At 61.7% G+C, this 23,709-nt stretch carries 25 protein-coding genes; 15 read left to right on the top strand and 10 right to left on the bottom strand.

Annotated elements, in window-relative coordinates; all coding sequences use genetic code 11:
• The first annotated feature begins 50 nt into the window (after nucleotides 1–50).
• Nucleotides 51–584, top strand: a complete 534-nt coding sequence (locus tag FG13_RS15775) for a DNA-deoxyinosine glycosylase (RefSeq protein WP_051959134.1) — start codon at nucleotides 51–53, stop codon at nucleotides 582–584.
• 2 nt (nucleotides 585–586) lie between these two features.
• On the opposite strand, the gene FG13_RS15770 is transcribed toward FG13_RS15775, so the two are convergent.
• From FG13_RS15770 to FG13_RS15760, 3 genes are all read right to left on the bottom strand, one after another.
• Entirely contained in the window at nucleotides 587–1,249 is a 663-nt protein-coding gene (locus FG13_RS15770; RefSeq protein WP_035822359.1) for a hypothetical protein, read from the bottom strand.
• Nucleotides 1,250–1,340: 91 nt separating this feature from the next.
• The gene (locus FG13_RS15765) at nucleotides 1,341–2,549 is read right to left on the bottom strand and encodes a hypothetical protein (protein ID WP_035828269.1); all 1,209 of its coding nucleotides are present in this window, start codon (nucleotides 2,547–2,549) and stop codon (nucleotides 1,341–1,343) included.
• A gap of 107 nt (nucleotides 2,550–2,656) precedes the next feature.
• The gene (locus tag FG13_RS15760) at nucleotides 2,657–3,523 is read right to left on the bottom strand and encodes an HDOD domain-containing protein (RefSeq protein WP_035822356.1); all 867 of its coding nucleotides are present in this window, start codon (nucleotides 3,521–3,523) and stop codon (nucleotides 2,657–2,659) included.
• Nucleotides 3,524–3,813: 290 nt separating this feature from the next.
• On the opposite strand from FG13_RS15760, the gene FG13_RS15755 reads away from it, so the two are divergent.
• Nucleotides 3,814–4,392, top strand: a complete 579-nt coding sequence (locus tag FG13_RS15755) for a DNA-3-methyladenine glycosylase (protein WP_035822354.1) — start codon at nucleotides 3,814–3,816, stop codon at nucleotides 4,390–4,392.
• On the opposite strand, the gene FG13_RS15750 is transcribed toward FG13_RS15755, so the two are convergent.
• Nucleotides 4,389–6,083, bottom strand: coding sequence for a methyl-accepting chemotaxis protein (locus FG13_RS15750; protein ID WP_035822352.1), 1,695 nt, complete (start codon nucleotides 6,081–6,083; stop codon nucleotides 4,389–4,391). The two genes, FG13_RS15755 and FG13_RS15750, sit on opposite strands and share 4 nt — an antisense overlap.
• 68 nt (nucleotides 6,084–6,151) lie before the next feature.
• Nucleotides 6,152–6,610, bottom strand: coding sequence for a cache domain-containing protein (locus FG13_RS15745; RefSeq protein WP_034780434.1), 459 nt, complete (start codon nucleotides 6,608–6,610; stop codon nucleotides 6,152–6,154).
• Between the two features lie 281 nt (nucleotides 6,611–6,891).
• Between FG13_RS15745 and FG13_RS15740 the strand changes: the two genes are divergently transcribed.
• From FG13_RS15740 to FG13_RS15720, 5 genes are all read left to right on the top strand, one after another.
• Complete coding sequence (locus FG13_RS15740; RefSeq protein ID WP_035822350.1) at nucleotides 6,892–8,256, top strand: KamA family radical SAM protein; 1,365 nt, start codon at nucleotides 6,892–6,894, stop codon at nucleotides 8,254–8,256.
• A 2-nt stretch (nucleotides 8,257–8,258) separates the two neighbouring features.
• A complete protein-coding gene (locus FG13_RS15735; RefSeq protein WP_051959131.1) occupies nucleotides 8,259–9,599 on the top strand; it encodes an MFS transporter in 1,341 nt (446 codons plus the stop codon).
• Nucleotides 9,544–10,392 carry a fumarylacetoacetate hydrolase family protein gene (locus tag FG13_RS15730; RefSeq protein WP_035822348.1) on the top strand — a complete coding sequence of 283 codons (849 nt, stop codon included), beginning with the start codon at nucleotides 9,544–9,546 and terminating at the stop codon, nucleotides 10,390–10,392. Before FG13_RS15735 ends, FG13_RS15730 begins: the two co-directional genes overlap by 56 nt.
• Complete coding sequence (locus tag FG13_RS15725; RefSeq protein ID WP_035822346.1) at nucleotides 10,392–10,958, top strand: carboxymuconolactone decarboxylase family protein; 567 nt, start codon at nucleotides 10,392–10,394, stop codon at nucleotides 10,956–10,958. The genes FG13_RS15730 and FG13_RS15725 overlap by 1 nt, the downstream gene beginning before the upstream one ends.
• A 104-nt stretch (nucleotides 10,959–11,062) precedes the next feature.
• The gene (locus FG13_RS15720) at nucleotides 11,063–12,610 is read left to right on the top strand and encodes a S1C family serine protease (protein ID WP_235211744.1); all 1,548 of its coding nucleotides are present in this window, start codon (nucleotides 11,063–11,065) and stop codon (nucleotides 12,608–12,610) included.
• Nucleotides 12,611–12,666: 56 nt separating this feature from the next.
• Here the strand turns inward: FG13_RS15720 and FG13_RS15715 are convergent, their stop codons facing one another.
• The 3 genes from FG13_RS15715 to yjgA form a co-directional block, all read right to left on the bottom strand.
• On the bottom strand, nucleotides 12,667–13,335 hold the full coding sequence (locus FG13_RS15715) for an alpha/beta hydrolase (protein ID WP_035822342.1): 669 nt from the start codon (nucleotides 13,333–13,335) through the stop codon (nucleotides 12,667–12,669).
• The gene (mog, locus tag FG13_RS15710; RefSeq protein ID WP_035822340.1) at nucleotides 13,332–13,961 is read right to left on the bottom strand and encodes a molybdopterin adenylyltransferase; all 630 of its coding nucleotides are present in this window, start codon (nucleotides 13,959–13,961) and stop codon (nucleotides 13,332–13,334) included. The genes FG13_RS15715 and mog overlap by 4 nt, the downstream gene beginning before the upstream one ends.
• A gap of 91 nt (nucleotides 13,962–14,052) precedes the next feature.
• A complete protein-coding gene (gene yjgA, locus FG13_RS15705; RefSeq protein WP_035822337.1) occupies nucleotides 14,053–14,652 on the bottom strand; it encodes a ribosome biogenesis factor YjgA in 600 nt (199 codons plus the stop codon).
• A 92-nt stretch (nucleotides 14,653–14,744) separates the two neighbouring features.
• On the opposite strand from yjgA, the gene pmbA reads away from it, so the two are divergent.
• Entirely contained in the window at nucleotides 14,745–16,097 is a 1,353-nt protein-coding gene (gene pmbA, locus FG13_RS15700) for a metalloprotease PmbA (RefSeq protein ID WP_035822334.1), read from the top strand.
• Between the two features lie 128 nt (nucleotides 16,098–16,225).
• Here pmbA and FG13_RS15695 read toward each other — a convergent pair whose 3' ends face one another.
• Nucleotides 16,226–17,350 carry a M14 family metallopeptidase gene (locus FG13_RS15695; protein WP_035822333.1) on the bottom strand — a complete coding sequence of 375 codons (1,125 nt, stop codon included), beginning with the start codon at nucleotides 17,348–17,350 and terminating at the stop codon, nucleotides 16,226–16,228.
• Nucleotides 17,351–17,491: 141 nt separating this feature from the next.
• Between FG13_RS15695 and FG13_RS15690 the strand changes: the two genes are divergently transcribed.
• Nucleotides 17,492–17,746, top strand: a complete 255-nt coding sequence (locus FG13_RS15690; protein WP_035822331.1) for a hypothetical protein — start codon at nucleotides 17,492–17,494, stop codon at nucleotides 17,744–17,746.
• 110 nt (nucleotides 17,747–17,856) lie between these two features.
• Here the strand turns inward: FG13_RS15690 and paaX are convergent, their stop codons facing one another.
• Nucleotides 17,857–18,786: a phenylacetic acid degradation operon negative regulatory protein PaaX gene (paaX, locus tag FG13_RS15685; RefSeq protein ID WP_035822329.1), complete on the bottom strand. Its 930-nt coding sequence runs from the start codon at nucleotides 18,784–18,786 to the stop codon at nucleotides 17,857–17,859.
• A 267-nt stretch (nucleotides 18,787–19,053) separates the two neighbouring features.
• Here paaX and paaA point away from each other — a divergent pair, with 267 nt between their 5' ends.
• The 6 genes from paaA (at nucleotide 19,054) to paaG (ending at nucleotide 23,708) form a co-directional block, all read left to right on the top strand.
• Nucleotides 19,054–20,043 carry a 1,2-phenylacetyl-CoA epoxidase subunit PaaA gene (paaA, locus tag FG13_RS15680; protein ID WP_035822327.1) on the top strand — a complete coding sequence of 330 codons (990 nt, stop codon included), beginning with the start codon at nucleotides 19,054–19,056 and terminating at the stop codon, nucleotides 20,041–20,043.
• 28 nt (nucleotides 20,044–20,071) lie between these two features.
• Nucleotides 20,072–20,356 (top strand): 1,2-phenylacetyl-CoA epoxidase subunit PaaB, encoded by a 285-nt coding sequence (gene paaB, locus FG13_RS15675; RefSeq protein WP_034746356.1) that lies wholly within the window; start codon nucleotides 20,072–20,074, stop codon nucleotides 20,354–20,356.
• Between the two features lie 14 nt (nucleotides 20,357–20,370).
• Complete coding sequence (gene paaC / locus FG13_RS15670) at nucleotides 20,371–21,123, top strand: 1,2-phenylacetyl-CoA epoxidase subunit PaaC (RefSeq protein WP_035822324.1); 753 nt, start codon at nucleotides 20,371–20,373, stop codon at nucleotides 21,121–21,123.
• Complete coding sequence (gene paaD / locus FG13_RS15665) at nucleotides 21,123–21,668, top strand: 1,2-phenylacetyl-CoA epoxidase subunit PaaD (protein ID WP_035822320.1); 546 nt, start codon at nucleotides 21,123–21,125, stop codon at nucleotides 21,666–21,668. Before paaC ends, paaD begins: the two co-directional genes overlap by 1 nt.
• Before the next feature lie 40 nt (nucleotides 21,669–21,708).
• Nucleotides 21,709–22,788 (top strand): 1,2-phenylacetyl-CoA epoxidase subunit PaaE, encoded by a 1,080-nt coding sequence (gene paaE / locus FG13_RS15660; RefSeq protein WP_035822317.1) that lies wholly within the window; start codon nucleotides 21,709–21,711, stop codon nucleotides 22,786–22,788.
• 128 nt (nucleotides 22,789–22,916) lie between these two features.
• Nucleotides 22,917–23,708 (top strand): 2-(1,2-epoxy-1,2-dihydrophenyl)acetyl-CoA isomerase PaaG, encoded by a 792-nt coding sequence (gene paaG / locus FG13_RS15655; protein ID WP_035822315.1) that lies wholly within the window; start codon nucleotides 22,917–22,919, stop codon nucleotides 23,706–23,708.
• Nucleotide 23,709: the final 1 nt, after the last annotated feature.

The raw sequence follows: 23,709 nt of genomic DNA, 5'->3' as shown, positions 1-23,709 counted from the left end.
TCGCGTGGCCGGGTAAAATGGGCCATCATTTTCCTTTTCGGAACGCTCATTTGAATAGCCCAGCCATCTTGCCAGCCATCTTGCCAGACGCTGCCGCCGATCCGCGCAAGCGCTGTTTCGACCCTGTCGTCAATGCCGATACGCGCTTGCTGATACTGGGCAGCCTGCCCGGCGAAAAATCGCTGGCGCACAGCCAGTACTATGCGCATCCGCAAAACAGGTTCTGGATGCTGCTGGGCGAAGTGCTGGGTGTGGAGTTGAAGAACCAGCCCTATGAGGAACGTCTGGCGACCTTGTTGGCGCACGGCGTGGGCCTGTGGGACGTGGTGGCGCAGGCGCAGCGCACGGGCAGCCTGGACAGCAACATCCGCGAACGCGACGACAACGACCTCGTGGCCCTGGCCGCCAGCCTGCCGCAGCTGCGCACGATCGCTTTCAATGGCGGCACGGCCGCGAAGCTGGGCATCAAGGTGCTGGGTGAACATGCGCAGCGCTACCGCATCGTCAGCTTGCCGTCGAGCAGTCCCGCCTACACCTTGGCGTATGCGCAGAAATTGCAGGCGTGGCTGGCTTTGCGTGGCTGATGTCAGGCGGCAAGCCTGTGCATGAGGCGCTGCGCCCGTTCTTGCCGGTACTGGCGCCGCCAGAACCAAGCGATGCAAATCAAGCCCAGCAGGGATGGCGCCAACTGCGTCCAAGGCTGGCCCATGCGCAGCAGGTTGCCGGCGGCAGCGGAAAGCATGGCGAACAGCGAGGCGAGCAGCTTGTAGATATGTTCATAGCGCCACAATATGCCGTGCCAGCGGCGGGGAAAGGCCCAGCGCGCGCCGTCGTAGACGAGGATGGTGGCCAGGCCGCCCAGCGATGACAGCACGACGATGGCTTGCTGTCCGGAAGCATCGTGCTGCAGGCGCAACAGGATCAACCCGCCCGCCACCAGCGCGGCTGCCGTCATCGCGCCATCGACGGCTTGCGGACCGGCATCGCGCGTGTAGACGGCGCGCCAACCGCTCAGCAACTGGTACAGCACCAGCACCGTCAGCACGGCAAAGACGGGACGATAGTCAAACAGCAGATTGCCGATGGCGGCCGTGGCGCAGACCAGCAAGGTCAGCCACGCGAACAGCCTGCCGCGGCGGCGGTGCCGCGGCGTGCCCTTGGCTGTCACCAGCAGGAACAAGCCCATGCCGATGGCGGCGCTGCCGGCCAGCACATGGGTGGCAATATTGATCAGTTGCGGCTGGGGCATGCGCATCTCCGGAAGGTGCGCCAGGCTGGTCGCACGCTAACGGGAGATGGTATCTTGATAACTGCCGCTTGTCGAGATGGCGGGGCAGGACTTACGCCGGCGCGTACGGCTGCGCTTCCAGCGGCTGTCCCTTGGCATCGAATTTCAGCGCGACGGACAGTTGCGTCACGCCGATGGTGGCCAGCGCATCGCAGATGTCGTCGACTTCGTCCTGCAGGTCGGCAGCCAGGTCCAGCGGCTTGTCGGCGCTGTGCAGCAGCTGGCCGTTTGCCGTGCTGACGTTGACGCGCAGCAGCATTTCGCCATGTTCATCGGCCGGGCCGACGACGACTGATACATCGCTGGCGTCGACTTTGTTTTCCGCCAAGGCATGGTTGATGCCGGACATCATTTGCAGCATCGCGTACTCGCTCATGCCTTGTTCCTTGCCGCCGTGGAACAAATCCTGGTACAGGAAGCTCACTTCCAGGGCGCTGCCGGCCGGCGCCATGCAGCGTTTCACCAGCTCGCCCACTTCCGTCGTCCATTGCTGGTAGCGGGCCATGCGCGCGTCGAACCAGGCGTCGAGCGCCGCTTCGTCCTTCGGTTCCGCATAGAACGGGTCGTCCACGCGTTTCAATGCAAAGCCCAGCAGGAAGCGCAGTTCGACGGCCGTGTCCTGCGGGCCGAAGGCCGTTTCGCTCCAGCCGACGATGCTGCTTTCCAGGCCCGGCGTGGCGACGATTTTCTTGTCCGTCATCGACGAGTACGCATCGCGCACCATTTCGTGCAAATGGCTATACGTGATGCGGTCGATTTCATCGAGGTCGTAGGCATGGCTCATCAGGACTACCTTGGCCTTGGCGCTTTCCAGTTCTGCCTGCTGGAAACTTTTCACCAGTGCTTCGAAAGCGTCCTGGTCCTGGAAACCGTCCGCTTCCTTCAGGCCGCCCGTGCTTTGCACCAGCAGGGGCACGACGAAGGCGTTGATTTCCATCGCCGGTGCGTTGTCGCGGCGGATCACGGAAATGGACGCCGCTTCCTCGATATGGCTGCGCAAATACTGGTAGGCGCCCACGTCTTCGTATTTCGAACGCTCGATGGCGTCGTACAGGATTTCATCCTTCTTTTGATTCAGGGCCTTGCGGATCAGGCGGCCAAATTCCACGGCTTGCTCGGCCAGCACCGTGCCTTGCGATTCGCTGTCTTCCTGCTCCGCCAGGTTCAGGGCCATCGTGCACAGCATGCGTGTGACGGATTCATCCTTGTCTTCAGGCGTGTTGGCGGATTTACGGGGGACAGGGCGCTTATTTTTGGGCATGGCGATCAACAGGTTAAGAAATACGGGTCAGGCAAACGGAAACAGGCGCCAGGGCTCAGGCCAGGCGCCGGGACAGATCATACAGGCGGACGCGGCCGCCTGATACCTCAATGGTCGGTATCGAACATCTCGTGCAATTCGTCGAGCAGGTCGGCGGCTTCTTCCTGAGACAGGCCGAGATGCTGGCAGGCAAGCTCGCCGCCCTTGTCCCACTCGAGCGAGGTACTGTTGCCATGGTAGCGCTGAATGCCCTTTTCGGCCAGCAGCGACAGGGCGACGAGCGAGCGGATGGCGTCGTCCGTGGACGGGTCCGCCAGCACCGTGTAGTCGTGGTGATGCAAAATGGCCCAGGAGACATCGGAGGACAGGCCCCAATTGCGCGCCAGCAAGCAGCCGATGGCCGCATGGTTGGTCTGGTGGCGCGCGTCTTCCAGTGCCGTAAAACAATTGTTCGCATCGTTGGCCGCCGCCGCATACGTGTTGACGTAGTCGGGAAAGCGGTTCATCAGCAGGGGCACGCCGATATCGCAGAACAGGCCGAAGGTGTGGGCGATGTCGGGCGGGGCGATGCGCAGCTTGCGCGAGGTAAATACCAGGGCGCGCGCGCGTTTGGCCGATACATCCCAGAAGTTGGTCAGTTCCACGCCTTCCGCTTCCAGCGCCTGGCGTGCCAGCAAGCCCGTCATCATGGCGCTGCACTGGTTGATGCCAAGAAAATTGATGCCTTGCTCGACGGACTTGGCTTTGCGCGCGGCGCCATAGAACGGCGAGTTGGCCAGTTTCAGCAGGGCGCCGGACATGCCGACGTCATCGGCGATGATGCGCGCGATGCGGCGCGGCGACGGGTCCTGTTCCGCCAGTTCGCGCTGCAAGTCGACCAGCAGGCTGGGACGCGGCGGGATGCGGATGGAACGCATCAGGGCGTCAACCGGATCTTCCTGCACTACCTGCTTTTGCGCTGCCGCTCTCATCATCACGCTTTCATCATCATTTTTGTGCCCGGTGCTTATTCTGTCGCGCGCTGCCGCTGCCCGCTTCATGAGCGTCTGGCGCAGTGCCCGACGATTATCGCTGTTTATGCATGGCAATAGTTCATCTCTGCAATATATTCTCGCAAAAATCCCTGTTTTGGCCTGCTCCAGCCCCGATTTTCGTCATTTTACGACGCTGCCCATGAAGATGATTGTGATGAAAAGAGCAAGTTTCATTTGTTTTCAAGGCGGGGCAGGGCGTGCGGCGGGATGCGCGGCGGTACAATTGCCGGATGAAAAAAATCCTCGCGGGTATCGATTTTGCGGACGATTCCAGCAGCGTGGCGCGCCAGCTGATCGGCGTGACGGTGCTGGTCGACGGCGTGGGCGGGCGCATCGTGGAAACGGAAGCGTATGACCGGCTGGACCCGGCTTCGCACACGTATGGCGGCATGACGCCGCGCAATGCGGCCATGTTCGGTCCGCCCGCGCACGCCTATGTCTACCGCTCGTATGGCATCCACTGGTGCCTGAACTTTGTGTGCCGCGAGCCTGGCCATGGCGCGGGCGTGCTGATCCGCGCCATCGAACCTTTGGAGGGCCTTGACATCATGCGCGAGCGGCGCGGCGTCGACGATGCGCGGCTGCTGTGCTCGGGGCCGGGCAAGGTGTGCCAGGCGCTCGGTGTCACGCACATGCACAACCGGCTGGCGCTCGATGCGCCGCCGTTCATGCTGTTGCCCCGCGAACAAGAGGTGACGGTGCAGGCGGGTTTGCGCATCGGCATTTCCAAGGCGATGGACACGCCGTGGCGTTTCGTGCTGGCCGGCTCGCGCTATCTCAGCAAACCGATGCGCGCGCCAGCCGCCTAGCTGCGGCGGCGCTGCGGCGTCGTGTTTGTGCCGGGCAAGGCGGACTTGCCGCGCAGCGGGCTGTGCAGTGCGCGCCGCTCCTGCTGCGCACTGGCCGGATGCTGGAATGCTTCTTCCTCGGTCGGGCCGCTCGGCGCGGCGGGGCGCTGGTCCAGGGTGAAGACGCTGACTGCCGCCGACAATTTGACGGCCTGGTCCTGCAAACTGGCCGCCGCCGCTGCCGCCTGCTCCACCAGGGCCGCATTTTGCTGGGTGACATCATCCATTTGCGTGACGGCCTGATTCACTTCCGTGATGCCGGACGCCTGCTCCGCGCTGGCATCCTTTACGCGCTGGATGATTTCATTGACTTGCTGCACCGAGGCCACGATGGCGCCCATGCTGTCGCCCGCTTGCTGCACGGCCACGCTGCCGCCATCGATGGTGGTCACCGAGGTGGCGATCAGAGTCTTGATTTCCTTGGCCGCCTGCGCCGAGCGCTGCGCCAGGGTACGCACTTCGGACGCCACCACGGCAAAGCCGCGGCCTTGTTCGCCTGCGCGCGCCGCTTCCACCGCCGCGTTCAGCGCGAGGATATTGGTCTGGAAGGAAATACCGTCGATCACGCCGATTATATCCACGATCTGGCGCGAATTGGCGCGTATCGTCGCCATCGTCGTCACCGCCTGCTGCATCGACGCGCCCCCTTGCACAGCCAGGGTGGATGCTTGTCCCGCCAGCTCGCAAGCCAGCTGGGCATTGTCGGCGTTGTCATTGACGGCTTGCGTCAGCGCTTCCATGGCGCTCGATGTTTCTTCCAGCGAACTGGCCTGCATTTCCGTGCGCGCCGATAAATCCAGGTTGCCGGTGGCAATTTCGTGCGAGGCCGTGTCGATTGATTGCACAGCGTCCATGATGGTGCGCAAGGTTTGGTTCAGGTGGGCGATGGTCTGGTCCAGCACGCGCGAGGTGGCGGCGATTTCGTCATTGCCCTGCTTGGGCGCGCCGGCCGTCAGTTTGCCCGCCGCCAGGTCTTGCACGGCGTCGGCAATGCCGCGGATTTCCACCAGCATGGCGCGCCGCACCAGCATGGTCACGACGATGGAGACGAGGATAGACAGCAGCACCGTCAGCAGCAGGCTCCAGCCCAAGGTGCGAAACTCGGCGCTGGCCGTCGCATGGGCCTGGCTGCTGAGCGTCGTTTCCAGAGCGGACAGTTGCGCCAGCTGCGTGTTGAACTGGCCAAATTGCGTTTCCGCCTTGAGCATGGAATTGGTGGCGATCGATTGATCCATCTGCGCCATTTCCATGGTTTCCAGCACTGCCTTGCGATAGCCGGCCAGCGCTGCGATGGCCGCATCGACCAAAGTGCGCTCGGCGCCCGTGGCCGTGGAACGCAGCGTGGTCAGCTGGGTGCCGATGGCCGCGTGGCGCACCTTGATCTGTTGTTCAAGTGCATCGAGGCGGGCCTTGGCGAAGCTGCCATTGGTCCACGACAGCAACTGGTACATATTGCCATGCACCTGCCTGGCTTCGCCGAGTACATCGGCGGCCGCCTTCAAATGCGTGATGCGCACCCGCACCATGTTTTCCAGCGAGGCATTTTGCCGCACCATGCCATACCATGCGCCGGTCGAGCTGAGTATCAGCAACAGCAAGACCAGTATGGGCGCCAGCAATAATTTTGGTCCGATGCGTAATTGATTGAGCATGCTTGACTCCTGGCTATGGCTGTTCACACCGCAGGCGGCGCGCGGTGTGCATGCGCGCCGCCCCTGCCTTATTTTTTGTAGATCCCCGCTTCCAGCACCACATCGTTGACGCGCAGGATGTACGTGGTCTTCGGTTCGATCTTGCCGCTGGTGGGATTCTTGTACTGGTAATCGACCCAGCCCTTGCCTTGTTTTTGCGCCAGTTCAATGATTTCACGGCGATATTTCTTGCCATTCGCATCGGGCACATCCGTCAAATCCTTGCCCACGATGGAAGGATTGATGGGGTGGGCCAGCACGATGCCCGTCTTGATGTCGCGCATGTCCACGTATAGCGAGCCCTGCACGAAGTCCGGGTCTTTCGCCGTGATTTTCTTCATCATTTCTTCCTTGCCATGCGCCTTCATGAAGGCGGCGCCCCGTTCGGCCATGGCGATGGCGTCTTTTTCCGTTGGTTCGACGGCGGCACTGACGCTGCCGCCGGCAAATGCCAGGCACAGCAGGCTACCCGTGAATAAGCGTTTCATGAAAGCTCCTTGTGATATCGAGGGATATGTTGCCAAGTCGTAATTTACGTCGCCGACGCTTCCCTCAAATTGCGATGGAACAAACTAAGGTGTTGCTTGTAGGCAGCATGCAACGTATCGACGGCTTGTTGATATGTAGCAATTTGGTTCCGAACGGCAAGAATTATGATGACTTTCACAGCATGCCGGGCGGGTCTGGCATGAGGGGGGAGAGGCTGGAATTGGACGATGTAGGGCTGATTTCATGCAAGTTATCGCTATTTACAGGCAAGGAGCTTATCGTGTCCGCACCCATTACCGAGCCGTTTTCACCCAAGTTCAAGCCGTATACGCGGCAGACCATTCAACAGGCGCGGCAGTGGGAATGGCTGCCGGAAGAGCAGCGTGAAGCCGTGCAAGTGGTGTCGCACGTCTTGCCGTTTCGCACCAATGAATATGTGCTCGATCAGCTGATCGACTGGAACAATATTCCTGACGACCCCATCTATCGCCTCGTCTTTCCCCACCGCGACATGCTGCCACCCGAGCAGTACGCGCACTTGCGCGACCTGGTGCTGGTCAAGCAGGACAAGGCTGCCATCGATGCCTATGTGCATGGCTTGCGCCTGGGCATGAATCCCCACCCAGCTGGCCAGATGACGCATAACGTGCCGAAGGTCAACGATGCGCCCGTGCGCGGCTTGCAGCATAAATATGCGCAGACGGTGCTGTTTTTTCCCAGCGCGGGCCAGACCTGCCACGCGTATTGCACCTTCTGCTTCCGCTGGCCCCAGTTCGTCGGCATGGACGACATGAAGTTCGATGCGCGCGAATCGCATGAGCTGGCCGCCTATCTGAAACTGCACCCGGAGGTGACGGACGTGCTGATCACGGGCGGCGACCCGATGATCATGAACACGCGGCAACTGGCCGCCTACCTGGAGCCGCTGCTGGCGCCGGGTCTGGAACACATCCAGAACATTCGCATCGGCACCAAGGCGGTGGCGTATTGGCCGCAGCGCTTCGTGTCCGACCGCGATGCGGACGACTTGATGCGCCTGTTCGAGCGCGTCGTCAAGGCGGGCAAGAACCTGGCCGTGATGGGCCATTACAGCCACGCCGTTGAGTTGCGCCAGGACATCGCCCAGCAAGCCGTGAAACGCATCGTCTCCACGGGCGCCACCTTGCGCATGCAGGGGCCGCTGATCCGCCACATCAATGAAGATCCGGCAAGCTGGGCCGAGTTGTGGCAGACGGGCACGCGCCTGGGGGCGATTCCGTATTACATGTTCGTCGAACGTGACACGGGGCCGCGCGGCTATTTCGAGTTGCCCTTGGCAAAGGCGCACGAGGTTTTCCAGGCCGCCTACCAGATGGTGTCGGGCCTGTCGCGCACGGTGCGCGGACCGTCCATGAGTGCATTCCCTGGCAAGATCGTCATCGACGGCATAGTCACCATCAATGGCGAAAAACTGTTTGCCCTGCAATTTTTGCAGGCGCGCAATCCGGACTGGGTGCGGCGGCCGTTTTATGCGAAATTCGATGCGGAAGCGACGTGGATGGATGATTTGAAGCCGGCCTTTGGCCACGACAAGTTTTTCTTTGAAACGGATGAGCCTGTGCCGCACGTGCCGCATAAAGTCATCCGTCTGGCAAAGGCCGCCTGAGCATGCACGGCGCCGGCGCTTTTTCCCGCTCCGGCGTGGCCGTGTTTTGCCTCGTGTTCCTGCCGTTCGCGCTCGGGCATTACCTGTCGTGCCTGCTGCGCGGCGTGAATGCCGTGCTGACGGCCGAGTTGCTGGGCGCCATCGCCCTGACGCCAGCCCAGCTGGGCCTGCTGACCAGCGCTTTTTTTCTCGCCTTTGCGCTGGTGCAATTGCCGGTTGGCATGGCGCTGGATCGCTACGGCCCCCGCACGGTGCAACTGTGGCTGCTGGCGCTGGCAGCGCTGGGAGTGTGGCTGTTCAGCCGGGGCCACAGCTTTGCCGAACTGATGTGGGCGCGCGCCTTGATGGGGGCGGGCCTGGGCGGCTGTTTCATGGCCGCCGTGAAAGCGATTTCGTGCGCCATCGCCCCAGCCCGCCTGCCGTCCGTGCATGGCTATCTGATCGCCGTGGGCGGACTGGGCGCGGCCACGGCTACCATGCCCGTCAAGCTGGCCCTGCACTATACGGACTGGCGCGGCGTCTTCCTGGGCCTGGCGCTGGCGGCGCTGGCCATCGGCTTGCTGATCCGCCTGCTGTCGCCGGCCATGTTCGCGCCTGCCGTAACCATGAGCAAGGTCAGCGTGTGGAGTGTCTATCGTGACCCGGCCTTTCGCCGCACCATCGCGCTGATCCTGCTGCCGCACACGGTGTTCTTTGGCGTGCAGGGTTTATGGATAGGCCGCTGGCTGGCCGATGTGGGCGGCTTGTCCGATGACAACGTGGCGTATCTGCTGTACCTGGGCATGGCGGCCGTCATCTTCGGCGCCATCGGCATGGGCATGCTGACGGAATGGGCCGGGAGGCGCGCGATTGAACCCATGCAAGTGGCGGGCGCCGGCATCGTCCTGTTTGTCGCCGTGCAAGTGGCGATGGCATGCAATGTGGTGCCCAGCCTGTCGTTGCTGTCCGTGCTGTTTACCTTGCTGGGCACGGTGACGGGCCTCGAATATGCGATCGTCGCGCAAAGCATGCCGGCCAGCTTGACGGGCAGGGCGGCCACCTGCCTCAATCTGCTCATTTTCACGGGCGCTTTCCTGGTGCAGGCGGGCTTTGGCCTGATCCTCGGCTGTTGGCCCCTGAACAGCCAGCAGCAGTATCCGCCGCAGGCCTACCAGGTCGCGTTTGGCGTGCTGGCGGCCTTGCAACTGCCGGGACTTGCGATGTTTTTCATTCACCGCTGCAGGCGTGCCGGACCATCCGGTAAAATGGCAGCCTGCACAGCGGCAATGATCAACTCCAAGGAAGACTATGAAACTCGTTCGTTATGGACGTCCAGGCAAGGAAAAACCGGGCCTGATCGATGAAGAAGGCAAACTGCGCGACCTGTCCGGCGTGATTGCCGATATTGACGGCGCACAACTGTCCGACAAAGCCCTGCGCAAGCTGGCCAAGCTCGACGAAAAGACCTTGCCTTTGGTGCGCGGCAATCCACGCTTCGGCGTGCCGCTGGCGAAAGTCGGCAAGTTCATCGGCATTGGCCTGAACTACGCGGACCACGCGGCCGAATCCGGCATGGCTATCCCGGCCGAACCCATCGTCTTCATGAAGGCCATTACTTGCCTGAATGGCCCGGACGACAATGTCGTGTTGCCAAAAGGCTCGAAAAAGACGGATTGGGAAGTGGAACTGGGCGTGATCATCGGCACGCGCGCGCAATACGTGAGCGAAGAAGACGCCCTGAAATACGTGGCTGGCTATTGCGTCGTCAACGATATCTCCGAGCGCTCGTTCCAGCTGGAACGGGGCGGCCAATGGGATAAAGGCAAGGGCTGCGACACCTTCGGCCCCATCGGCCCGTGGCTGGTGACGCGCGATGAAATCATCGACGAGCAAGACCTGGACCTGTACCTGGAAGTCAACGGCAAGCGCATGCAGACTGGCAATACGCAAACCATGATCTTCACGGTGGCGCAGATCGTCAGCTACCTGTCGCAATTCATGACACTGGAACCGGGCGACGTCATCGCCACGGGCACGCCGCCGGGTGTGGGCCAGGGCCGCAAGCCGCAGCGTTTTCTCAAAAAAGGCGACAGCATGCGCCTGGGCATCCCCGGCCTGGGCGAACAGCAGCAGGACGTGGTCGCCTGGACTGCCTGATGGCCGGTAGCGATATCGACCGCTTGCCGCCGTTGCCGCTGGACCAGCTTGACCAGCAGCAGCGCGCGGCCGCGCAAGCCATCATCGATGGCCCGCGCGGGGCGCTGTACGGCCCCTTCGTGCCGCTGATCCGCAGCCCCGAGCTGATGGAAACGGCGCAGCGCATGGGCGAGTATTTGCGCTACCGCAGCGCCATCGGCACGCGGCTGTCGGAACTGGCGATCCTCGTGACGGCGCGCCAGTGGGACCAGCAAGTCGAGTGGGCCATACACGCGCCCCTGGCCGTGCAGAACGGCATCGCGCAAGCGGCCGTGGACGCCATTGCTGAACGGCGCGTGCCGCTTGCCTTGAAAGAAGATGAGCAAGCCGTGCACGACTTTTGCATCGAGTTGCAGCAGAACAAGCGGGTCAGCGACGCCACGTATGCGCGGGCGCTGGCGCTGTTTGGCGAGCACGGCGTGGTCGACTTGATGGGCATCAATGGCTATTACACCTTCCTGGCCATGGTGATGAATGGCGCACAGACGGCCGTGCCGGCCTTGGGCGTGACGCCCTTGCCCGCATGACGAGAGGAGTTTAGAGGACTTCTTCGGCAAAGATGGACAAAGTGTAATGAAGTTGAAATTATTCAATATATAATTTTACTTCCCTTCCATTGCCAACAAGCTCAATGAAAACTCGTCCGTGCTTCACCCTGATGGGCCGTATCTTGCTGATACTGGCCCTTGGCCCCTTGATGACGGTGCGTGCGCTGGCCGCCGAGACGGCCGCCAGCGCCAGTGCTTCCGCCCTGGAAAACTCCGTCGTCAAGGTGTTTTCCACCCTGCGCGGGCCGGACCCCTATAAACCCTGGAGCAAGGCCGCGCCGCAAGAGGTGACGGGTTCCGGCGTCGTCATCGAAGGCCGCCGCATCCTCACCAATGCGCACGTGGTCGGCTATGCCAGCCAGGTGCAGATCCAGGCCAATGGCGCCGGCGACAAGATCCCTGCGACCGTGCTGGCCATCTCGCGTGGCATGGACCTGGCCTTGCTGAAAATCGACGACGACAGTTTTTTTTCCAGCCACAAAGCCGTGCCGCGCGCGAATGTCTTGCCGGACGTGCGCGATGCCGTGCTGGCATATGGCTATCCGACGGGCGGCACCTCATTGTCGATCACCAAGGGCATCGTCTCGCGCATCGAATTCGTGCGCTACAACTTTCCCGTCTCTGGCCTGCGCATCCAGATCGATGCGGCCATCAATCCGGGCAATAGCGGCGGCCCCGTGATTGCCGGCGACAAGATGATCGGCTTGGCCTTTGCCGGCATGCTCAATGCGCAAAATATCGGCTATATCATCCCCAACGAGGAAATCGAGCTGTTCCTGCGCGATCAGGAAAGTGGCGCGCCCAAGGGCAAGCCGGCCATGCGCGACGTGACGCAAACACTGGAAAACCCCGCGCTGCGCACCTATCTGAAGCTGGCCAAGGGCGTCGAGGGCGCCGTCGTGATGTCGCCGGCCAGCAAGGATGCGGCTTATCCGCTCAAGGAGTGGGATGTCATCACGCATATCGGCGACTTTCCCATCGATAACCAGGGCATGGTCAAGCTGAATGCCAACAGCCGCGTGCGCTTCCAGTACCGGGTGCAGCAGCTGGCGAAAGACGGCGAATTGCCGCTGACGGTGGTGCGCCAGGGTGCGCCCCTGAAAATCAAGGTGCCCGTCTCGGCCGCGCATCCGATGCTGATCGCCGGCCTGCAGGGCAATTACCCATCCTATTTCATCTTCGGCCCGATGGTGTTTTCACGCGCCACGACGGAATTCATGGCCGCGCCCAATGGCAACCCGGCAATCCTGGGCGGCATGGCGTTTGCCGGCAATCCGCTGGCCACGCGGCGCGGCGATGCGCCCGATAGCGAGCGCGACGAACTGGTGGTGATCGCCGCGCCCTTCTTCCCGCACAAGCTGATGAATGGCTACAGTACGCGTTTCTTCTCAGTCGTCGATTCCGTCAATGGCGTACGCGTGCGCAGCCTGGCGCACCTGGTGGCCTTGCTGCGCGACCAGACGGATGAGCTGCTGACGTTCCGCTTCCAGCAGCGCGATGCGGAAATGGTCGTCGTGCCGCGCAAGGACATGCTGGCGGCGACGGAATCGATACTGACGGACAATGGCATCCGTTCGGAAGCATCGCCCGACATGCTGAAAATCTGGAATGAAAAAACGCCGGCGAACTGATCGTTCCCGGCGTTTCGCAAGACAACAGGCGCGGCGCACACCGCCCCTGTTTTATTTTATGCCAGCACTTTTTTCAGCCACGCGCCGATGGCGTCGATCTCTTCCTGGCACAGCGAGTGCTGCATCATGTACTCGTGCCATTCCACCTTGTAACCCATGCCGGTGAGCAAGTCGCGCGACTGCTGTGCGCGGCCGACCGGTACCACGGGGTCGGCCGTGCCGTGTGCCATGAAGATCGGCGTTTCCAGGCTTGCCGGGGTGCGTTCGGCCGCCGTCTTGTCGGCCAGGGGCAGATAGCCGGACAGGCACATCAGGCCAGCCAGCGGTTCCGCGTGGCGCAAGCCCGTTTGCAAGGTCATGGCGCAGCCTTGCGAGAAACCGGCCAGGATGATGCGGCTGGCAGGAATGCCGCGCGCCTTTTCGCGCGCGATCAGCGCTTCAATTTGGGCTTGCGAGGCGCGCAGTCCACCCTCATCTTCGCGGCGCACCAGGTCGTTTTCGCGGATGTCGTACCAGGCGCGCATCACGTAGCCGTTGTTGATGGTGACGGGCATGGTGCCCGCGCTGGGGAAAATGAAGCGGATGGCGGGACAGCCGCGCAAATCGAGTTCTTTCACCAGGGGAACGAAGTCGTTGCCGTCGGCGCCCAGGCCGTGCATCCAGATGATGGAGACGGTGGGATTCGGTGCGCTGTCGAGTTCTATGGTTTCCAGCAAGGTGCTCATGTGTTTTCCTCAGGTAAAGGTTGCGCCGGACGCAGCGCCGATTTGGGACGGAAGGCCTTGCAGATGGCCGGGTCGGTTTCCATGTAGGGACCGCCGATGAGGTCGATGCAATACGGCACGGCGGCAAAGATGCCGTTGACCAGTTGCACGCCGTCGGCATCTTTCAAGCCTTCCAAGGTTTCCTTGATGGCTTTCGGCTGGCCCGGCAAGTTCATGATCAGGGCGGCGCGCTCGGGCGTCTCGCGGATCACGGCTACCTGGCGCGACAGGATTGCCGTTGGCACGAATTGCAGGCTGATCTGCCGCATCTGTTCGCCGAAACCGGGCATTTCCTTGGTCCCGACGGACAAGGTGGCGTCTGGCGTCACATCGCGCCGCGCCGGTCCCGTGCCGCCCGTCGTCAGTATCAAATGGCAGTGGCTCAGGTCGACCATGTCGATCAGGGTGTTTTCGATCTGCGAGCGCTCGTCCGGGATCAAACGCTTTTCCAGGCGGAATGGCGTGCGGATGGCGGCGGACAGCCAGCTTTCCAGGGCCGGGATGCCCAGGTCTTCATACACGCCGCCGCTGGCGCGGTCCGAGATCGACACGAGGCCGATAATCAATTCGTCTTCTATTGTGGTCATGGGGCACCTGTTTATGTCGTAAAAAAACCGGGCTGATCCCGGTTTTTAGCTACTTTCGGGGTCAGACCCGCCGGGTCTGACCCCAGTTTTTTTACTCGTCGTCTTCGCCTTCAACGTCATCTTCGTCGGCATCTTTCTTGCCGCCGTTGTTCTTCTTGGCGATCTCTTTCAAGATCTGGAAGATTTCGCGGTAGGCCTTGGGCGGCTTGTTTTCGGCCTGCTCCTTGCGGGCATTGCGGATCAGGGTGCGCAGGTGCTGCACGTCCAGTTCCGGGTTTTCCGACAGCAAGACGGTCAACGCCTTGTCATCCGTCAAGAGCTTGTCGCGGCGGCGTTCCATCGCGTGCATATTGGCCGTGTCGGCTTTCGACAAGCCTTTCCAGCTATCGATGGTACGTTGGATGGCGGCAACTTCTTCCTCATCCAGGGTGCGCATCTTCTTGCCCACGTATTGCAACTGGCGGCGGCGGCCTTCGTGATCCTTGATTTGCTGGCATTCGAGAATGGCGTCGCGCACGTCTTCCGGCATCGGGACGCGCTTGACGCGGTCACGTGCCTCATTGACGAGTTCTTCGCCCAGCTTTTGCAGGACGGTCATCTGGCGTTTGAGTTCCGACTTCGAAGGACGTTCATATTCCTGTTCGAATTCGGTCGATTGGAAGCCGCAAGCTCCCCGGTTTGGATTTGGCATGATAAGGCGGGATTGGCCGCGTAGGCCGCACCTGTAAACTGTAAACGACTGCTATGATAACCTTTTTAGCGGCTTTCCGAAGAAAACAGCGCATGAACGACTCCGTATTTACCCATAGTCAAGAGCAATTGCAGCAACTGGCCCGTGATGTGTTGTCTTTTGCGCGGGAAGCGGGCGGCACCGACGCTGCCGTCGAAGTCAGCGAAGGCGGTGGCCTGTCCGTTTCTGTACGAAAAGGCAAGATCGAGACGATCGAGCAAAACAAGGACAAGGGCATGGGCGTGACCGTCTTTGTCGGCAAGAAGCGCGGCAATGCCAGCACCTCCGATTTCTCTCCTGCCGCCCTGCGCGCCACGGTGGACGCCGCCTACAACATCGCCCGCTTCACGGCCGAGGATGATTGCGCCGGCCTGGCCGACGCCGACATGCTGGAAATGTCTCCCCGCGACTTGCAACTGTTTTATCCATGGCGCATTTCCACCGAGGAAGCCGTCGTGCTGGCCCAGCGGGCCGAAGCGGCCGCGTTTGCCGTCGACCCGCGCATCACGAATAGCGAGGGCGCCAGCGTGCACGTGCAGCAATCGCACTTTGTGTCCGCCAATTCGCGCGGCTTCATCGGCGGCTATCCATTCTCTCGCCACACCCTGTCCGTGGCGCCCATCGCCGGCAAGGGCGCCAAGATGCAGCGCGACGACTGGTATTCGTCCGTGCGCGACGCCGCCAAAATGGCTAGCCCGGAAGCCATCGGCCGCTACGCCGCCGAACGCGCCCTGTCGCGCCTGAACGCGCGCAAACTGGGCACGCGTACTTGCCCCGTGCTGTTCGAAGCGCCGCTGGCGGCCGGTTTGCTCGGTACTTATGTGCAAGCGACTTCGGGCGGCGCCCTGTACCGCAAGTCCACGTTCCTGAACGATTCCCTGGGCACGCAAGTGCTGCCCTCGCACGTGCAGATATTTGAGGACCCGCATGTGATCGGCGGCGTCGGTTCCGCGCCGTTCGACGAAGAGGGCGTCAAGACCGTCAGCCGCGACGTCGTCAAGGATGGCGTGGTGCAAGGCTATTTCCTGTCGACTTACACGGCCCGCAAGCTGGGCATGCAGACGACGGGCAACGCGGGCGGTTCGCACAATCTGTACCTGACCTCGAAGCTGACGGCCGCCAGCGACGATTTTAGCGCCATGCTGATAAAGCTGGGCACGGGCTTGCTGGTGACGGAATTGATGGGACAAGGAACGAACTACGTGACGGGCGACTATTCGCGCGGCGCCTCCGGTTTCTGGGTGGAAAATGGCGTCATCCAATACCCGGTGGAAGAAATCACCATCGCCGGCAACATGAAGGACATGCTGCGCAACATCGTGGCCGTGGGTGCCGACGCTTTGCGCCGCGGCACCAAAGAGACGGGTTCCATCCTCATCGAGAGCATGGTGGTGGCGGGCGGCTGAGGCGCAAGCTGTTCGATGCCTGGCGGCAGGTGCTGCCTCGGCACGCTTCCCAAACGCTGGCCGCGCGGGCAAAAAAATGCCCCGGTGAGCGGGGCATGGGATCAAGCGGGCCGGTTCGGCCCTGGCGCTCAGGCGCGCAAGGTGGACAGAATCGGTTGCAGCACGGCCGCACCCAGGGCGGCGCTGCGGGCGCCGCTCCAGCCCGTTTGCGGGTCGGGATCGTTGGCATTGTCCTTGAACGGCAATTCCAGGGTCAGCGACAGGCAGCCGAAGGCGTGCGTGATGTGGGGCGAACCCATGGTCAGCACTTCCGGCGTGAACGGGCCGTCTTCGTAGCCGTGCTCATCCTGGAAGTCGGGGCTGGCCACCTTGAAGTCGGCGATGAAGCGGTCTTGCTCGGCTTTTTGTGCTGGCGTGAAATTTTCCAGCGCATCGCTGCCAGCCACGAATACATATGGCAGACCTTCGTCGCCATGCACGTCGAGGAACAGGTCGCAGCCGATTTCATGCATCTTCTGTTTCACCAGGAATACTTCCGGGCTGCGCTCCATCGTTGGCGTCATCCATTCGCGGTTCAGGTTGGCGCCGGCCGCGTTGGTACGCAGGTTGCCGTGCACGGAACCGTCCGGGTTCATGTTCGGCACCACGTAGAAGACGGCGTCCTGCAGGCACTGGCGGGCAAACGGATTGGCCTGGTCCAGCAAGGCTTCGAGCATGCCTTCGACAAACCATTCGGCCATCGTCTCGCCTGGATGCTGGCGCGCGATGACCCAGACTTTTTTCTCGGCATCGGCGTCGCCGACCACCAGCAGATTCATGTCGCGGCCCTCAACCGTGCTGCCCAGGTCGATCAGGCGCACCAGCGGCGACGCTTGCGCGCTGTCGATCAGGGCCAGGTGGCGGTCCCATGGATACGGTTCGAAGTAGGCGTAGTACACGCTTTCTTCTTCCGGCGTATGTTCGATGGTCATCACGGTGCCGTCAAAGCTGGTCGGCACGCGGAACCAGGTTTCGCGGTCGTAGCTGGCGACGGCCTGGTAATCTTTCCAGCCGTCCGGGTAGGCCGACTTGCCGGCGTTCATGAAGCGGATCGTGCACGCTTCGCCTTGCGCGCCTTGCAGGCGGAAGTAAAACCACTGCGTGATGTCGGCGTGGGAATCCTTGCGGATGTTCAGCTCGATGGAGTGGGCATCGTCGGCGCGCAGCACCTCGATCGCGCCGGCGTCGAATTGCTGGCTGATTTTAATGGTCATGTGTGTTCCTGATAAAAACGTATGGGTTTTGCATCGTGTGCAATGGCGCGATGATACCCGTTTTAGCGGCGCCTTTGTGCTGGCGCAAACGACGGCGGACATGCTTTGCTAACGTGATAGCTCCAACATGAGGAGAGCATCATGGATGACAACGGCAAACACATACGCGAACTGGAAAAGAAAGTCAGCGCCCTCAGCGACGCCCTGGCGCACCTGGGCAAGGGCACGACCTTACAGGAATTGCTGCGCATCATACGTTTCCCCGGCTATACGACGCCGGCCGAATACACGTTCAACGTCGCCATACTCGACACCATGCTGGTGCAGGCCAATGCGCTGGAAAAGCTGGGGCAGGATTTGCTGGCGGGAGCGAAGCAAGTAGTGGTGAAACAGTGAGCAGACAGTAACTTATTCCTGAACGCCTGAAAAATGTTCAGGGCAAGGCGCAGGGTCGCAGGCAGTACGAACGTACGCCCAGGCCCTGCAACGCCGCCATGGACGTTTTGTCAGGTGTTCAGACCGCCAAATCGTTCGTAGAACCACGGCTCGACATTCGGCGCCTGCTCATCCTCGCGCCGCAGGGTAGCCAGGATATGTTCCTCGGCGGCCGCATACGTGATGCGGTACAGGTCGCGCGCCAATGCGTAGGCTTGCGTGCCGGGCCACGGTTCGGGCAGCAGCTCGACGGGCAGTTGCGGGTCGTGCAGTTGCACGCGGCGGTAGGCGTGCGTCAGCAGGGAGCGGATGACGAACGCCTGCTCCGCATCGAACACGGGTTCTTCCTGCAGCAGGGTCAGCAGGGGCTGGAAGCTGGCGATGAATTTTTCGTAGCCGGCCATCACTTCCGACAAGTCCCAGCAGTCGCCCACCATGTCGCGCAGCGGGCGCGTGCTGACGCCCGGCAATTCCGTGGTGTGGCAAACATACAGCTTGCCCTGCACCTCATTGCGCACGAGGATATCTTCCAGCGCCTCCGCATTGCTGGCCGGGTGGCCAAAGATGCCGGGAGAAATCAAACCATATCCGGCCCACAATAATTCCTTGCGCAGCGCCCCCCGCTCGGCGGCGCCGATGCTGCCGGCCGGCCCGATCACCAGGGTCCAGCTGCCATCCCAGTGCACGACCAGCGGCGCATAGATGCGGCGGTAGGCGCGTTCGAAGCGGGCCAGCGCCTCCGGGCGTATCGTATAGGCGCTGCGGCGGCCGTCGCGCTGCGAGCTGAGCCAGCCTTCCTGCGCCAGGCGGAATACGCTGGTGCGCAATAACCGGTCATTGACGCCGAATGGCGCCAGCAGTTCGATCAGGCTGCCCAGCCAGATGGCGCCGCCGCGCGGCACGATGGCGTCGCCAAAGATGGTCATCACCAGGGACTTCGAGCGCGGTGGGTCGCTTTCCAGGAAATCGGCTATCCATGCTGTGCAGCGGGTGTTCTTCATGTGGTTCCGGTCTGGCCGTGTTGCGGTCGAATCAATAAAAGCAGCAGTTTACTTGGCTGCGCGGGTAGCGCGGCAATAATTTGCCGGAAGCGCGGGTGGCGCTTCGTAGTGTTTTCTCATAAGCAATATCATACGCACAAAAAACCCGCACAAGATACGAAATTTTAAAATGATTCATATCAAGTGTATGCAAATCGTTTTTTGTATCGTATTATCTGTTCATCGCACCGCGTTGCTGCGCAAAATCAAAGACATGGGAGACAGATCATGTACGCACAAATGGTTGAAACCGGCCTCAAGAACGTCCGTTCCCTCGACGACATGGGCCAGGAAGAGCGCGCTTTCCAGGCGCGCATCGACGAAGGCATCAAGATCGAGGCCAAGGACTGGATGCCGGACGCCTACCGCAAAACCCTGATCCGCCAGATTTCGCAGCACGCGCACTCGGAAATCGTCGGCCAATTGCCCGAAGGTAACTGGGTCACACGCGCGCCGACCTTGAAGCGCAAGTCGATCCTTCTGGCGAAGATCCAGGACGAAGCGGGTCACGGCCTGTACCTGTACAGCGCCGCGGAAACGTTAGGCGTGTCGCGCGACGACTTGTTGGCAGCCTTGCACTCGGGCAAAGCCAAGTATTCCAGCATCTTTAATTATCCGACCCTGTCGTGGGCCGACATGGGCGCCATCGGCTGGCTGGTCGACGGTTCCGCCATCATCAACCAGATTCCCCTGTGCCGCTGCTCTTACGGTCCGTATGCGCGCGCCATGATCCGCGTGTGCAAGGAAGAATCGTTCCATGCGCGCCAGGGCTACGACATCATGATGTCGCTGTGCAAGGGCACGCCCGAGCAGAAAGCCATGGCGCAGGATGCCTTGAACCGCTGGTGGTGGCCTTCGTTGATGATGTTCGGCCCGTCCGACGCCGCCTCCGTCAACAGCGCCCAGTCGGCGCAATGGCGCATCAAGCTGTTCTCGAACGACGAATTGCGCCAGCGCATGGTCGACCAGACCGTGCCGCAAATCGAATACCTGGGCTTGACCGTGCCCGATCCCGACCTGAAATTCAATGCGGAAACGGGCCATTATGAATTCGGCGAGATCGACTGGTCCGAGTTCAACAACGTCCTGAAGGGCAATGGCCCGTGCAACCGCGAACGCCTGCAAACGCGCGTCAAAGCGTACGAAGACGGCGCATGGTTCCGCGATGCCTTGGTCGCGTATGCAGACAAGCAAGCTGCTAGCAAAGCGGCAGCGTAAATACATAAGACAGATAGGGGATAGCAACATGAGCAAAGAATGGCCATTGTGGGAAGTTTTCATCCGCAGCCAGCACGGCCTGGCGCACAAGCATGTGGGCAGCCTGCACGCTTCCGACGCCACCATGGCGGTCAACCATGCGCGCGATGTCTATACGCGCCGCAATGAAGGCGTGAGCATCTGGGTGGTGCGCGCGGCCGATATCGTTGCCAGCAGCCCCGGCGACAAGGGCGCCCTGTTCGAACCGTCGAACAGCAAGGTGTACCGCCATCCCACCTTCTTCCCGATGCCGGAAGAAGTCAAGAACCTGTGATGGGAGCGCCTGTAATGGATGACAAGGTCAATTACCTCTTGCGCCTGGGCGACAACGCCCTGATCCTCAGCCAGCAGTTGTCGCAGCTGTGCGGCAAGGGGCCGGCGCTGGAAGAAGACATGGCGCTGACCAACGTGGCGCTGGACTTGCTGGGTCAGACGCGTTTGTGGTTCAGCTATGCGGCCGAACTGGAAAACGCGGGCCGCGACGAGGACGACATCGCCTTTTTGCGCGACGCCCACGACTTCAAGAACTGCCTGCTGGTCGAGCAGCCGAACGGCAATTACGCCGACACGATGATGCGCCAGTTCTTCTTCGACAGCTGGCACTATTTCCAGCTGCTGGAACTGACGAAATCGGCGGATGCGCGCATCGTCGAGGTGGCGCAAAAGTCGATCAAGGAAGTGACCTATCACTTGCGCCGCAGCGGCGACCTGATCGTGCGCCTCGGCGACGGCACGGCGGACAGCCACGCGAAAACGCAGGCCGCCGCCGACCAGCTGTGGATGTACACGGGCGAGATGTTCACGTATGACGCCGTCGACCAGGCCATGGTTGCCGCCGGCATCGCGCCGCCATCGGACGTGCTGCGCCGCGCTTTCCTCGAACACGTGGCCGAGATATTCGCCGAAGCCACCTTGACCATGCCGGCGCCCGACGCCTGGATGCAAAAGGGCGGCAAGCAGGGCACGCACACGGAGCACCTGGGTTTTATTCTGGCCGAGATGCAGTTCCTGCAGCGCGCCTATCCCGGGGCGGAGTGGTAATGAACACGGTCGCTGGCGCCGCGGCGCTGGACGCCGCCCAGGTCTGGGCCTGGCTCGGTGACGTGCCGGACCCGGAAATCCCCGTCATTTCGGTGGTGGACCTGGGCATCGTGCGCGCCGTCGACGTGGTCAGCAGCGAAGAGTGCATCGTGACGATCACGCCCACGTATTCGGGCTGCCCGGCCATGCAGGTGATCGCCGATGCCGTCACGGAAGCCTTGCGCAGCCACGGTGTGGCCAAGGTGACCCTGGTGAATCAGCTGGCGCCCGCGTGGACCACGGACTGGATGAGCGAAGCGGGCAAGGCCAAGCTGAAAGGCTATGGCATCGCCCCGCCGCAGCAGCAGGTGATCGACATCAGCGGCCTTGGTAGAGGAACAGCGGGTGGCGTCAAGCGTCAGCCCATGCCGAAGCTGGACGTGATCTGCCCGAACTGCGGCTCGACGCATACGCAGCTGACCAGCCAGTTCGGCTCCACGCCGTGCAAGGCCCTGTACAAATGCATCGATTGCCGCGAACCGTTTGACTACTTCAAGTGCCACTAAAAAAATCAGGCACACGTTCCGAAGAAACTGGAGATGAAGCATGAGTAAATTTTATCCGCTGTGCGTGGCCAACGTGCGCAACGAAACGCGCGACACCATCGCCGTCACGTTCGACGTGCCAGCTGAATTGCAGCAGCAGTTCCGCTTCCAGCAGGGCCAGCACCTGACCCTGCGCGCCAATATCAATGCGGAAGACGTGCGCCGCTCGTATTCCATCTGTTCCGCGGTGCAGGACGGCACACTGCGCGTGGCCATCAAGCGCACGCCGGGCGGCGCATTTTCGACCTGGGCGAACGACACCCTGAAGGCCGGCGCCACCATCGACGTGATGCCACCCATGGGCCATTTCAACGTGCCGCTCGACTGCGTCAACCGCAAGCACTACCTGGCCTTCGCGGCCGGCAGCGGCATCACGCCCATCCTCTCCATCATCAAGACGACCTTGCTGACGGAACCCCTGAGCCGCTTCACCCTGTTCTACGGTAACCGCGCCTCGTCGTCCGTCATCTTCAAGGAAGAATTGACGGATCTGAAGGATGTGTACCTGGAGCGTTTGAACCTCGTGTACGTGATGAGCCGCGAGCAGCAGGACATCGAACTGTTCAACGGCCGCATCACGCAGGAAAAATGCGAGCAATTTCTGCAGCACTGGATCAAGGTCGAAGACTACGACAACGCCTTCATCTGCGGCCCGGAAGACATGATGCTCGGTGTCTCCGCCGCCCTGCAGGCAGCCGGCATGCCCAAGCAGAATATCAAGATCGAACTGTTCGCCGCCAGCATCCCGAAAAATGCCCACAAGCCGCGCGCCCAGCTGGCCGCCGACGCCGTGCAGGAAACGGAAGTGACCGTCATCATGGATGGCAACCACACCACCTTCACGATGGACAAGGACAAGGAATCGATCCTCGACGCGGGCCTGCGCGCCGGGCTGGACATGCGCTACTCGTGCAAGGGTGGCGTGTGCTCGACCTGCCGCTGCAAGATCCTCGACGGCAAAGTCGAAATGGACGTCAACTACGCGCTGGAAGACTATGAAGTGGCGCGCGGCTTCGTCCTCAGTTGCCAGAGTTTCCCTCTCACAGACAAGGTCGTGGTCGACTTCGACCAGGCTGAATAACATCAGACCCCAAGCGAAGACTGGGGTCGGACCCGCCGGGGTCATTCGTCCCAGTGGGGCGAATGACGATTCCGCAGGAACTGACCTTCCTTGCGCTTGGGTTGACAACTAAAAATACGAGACACGCCATGACCTACCAAAACATCCTCTTCACCATCGAGCAGGGTATCGCGACGCTCACCCTGAACCGTCCCGACAAGCTCAATAGCTTCACGCAAGCCATGCACGAGGAAGTGCGCGATGCGCTTGCGAAAGTCAACGCCGACAGCGCCGTGCGCGTCTTCGTATTGACGGGCGCGGGCCGCGGCTTTTGCGCGGGCCAGGACCTGTCCGACCGCGCCGTCGAACCGGGTTCGAAAAGCGTGGACCTGGGCGAGTCGGTGGAAAAGAACTACGCGCCGCTGGTGCTGGCCCTGAAAGCCTTGCCGATGCCCGTGATTTGCGCCGTCAATGGCGTGGCCGCCGGCGCGGGCGCCAATCTGGCGCTGGCCTGCGACATCGTCATCGCCGGCAAGTCGGCCAGCTTCGTCGAAGTGTTCTGCAAGCTGGGCCTGATCCCGGACACGGGCGGCACCTTCTTCTTGCCGCGCTTGATCGGATCGGCGCGCGCCATGGGCCTGGCCATGCTCGGCGAAAAACTGACGGCCGAAAAAGCCGAAGACTGGGGCTTGATCTGGAAATGCGTCGAGGATGCCCAATTGGCGGAAGAAACGCGCAAGCTGGCCGTGCATTTTGCCAGCGCGCCGACCAGGGGCCTGGCGTACACCAAGCAGGCGCTGGCCGCCAGTGGCGCCAATACCTTGCCGCAGCAGCTGGCGCTGGAAGCGCGCATGATGAGCGATCTCGGTCAGAGCGACGATTACCGCGAAGGCGTGGCCGCCTTCATGGAAAAGCGCGCACCGCAATTCAAGGGACACTGAC

The organism is Janthinobacterium sp. RA13, from assembly GCF_000745325.1.
Lineage (GTDB): Bacteria > Pseudomonadota > Gammaproteobacteria > Burkholderiales > Burkholderiaceae_D > Janthinobacterium > Janthinobacterium rivuli.
The sequence above is the reverse complement of the archived record's forward strand: the minus strand, read 5'-3'. Positions and strand labels throughout refer to the sequence as shown.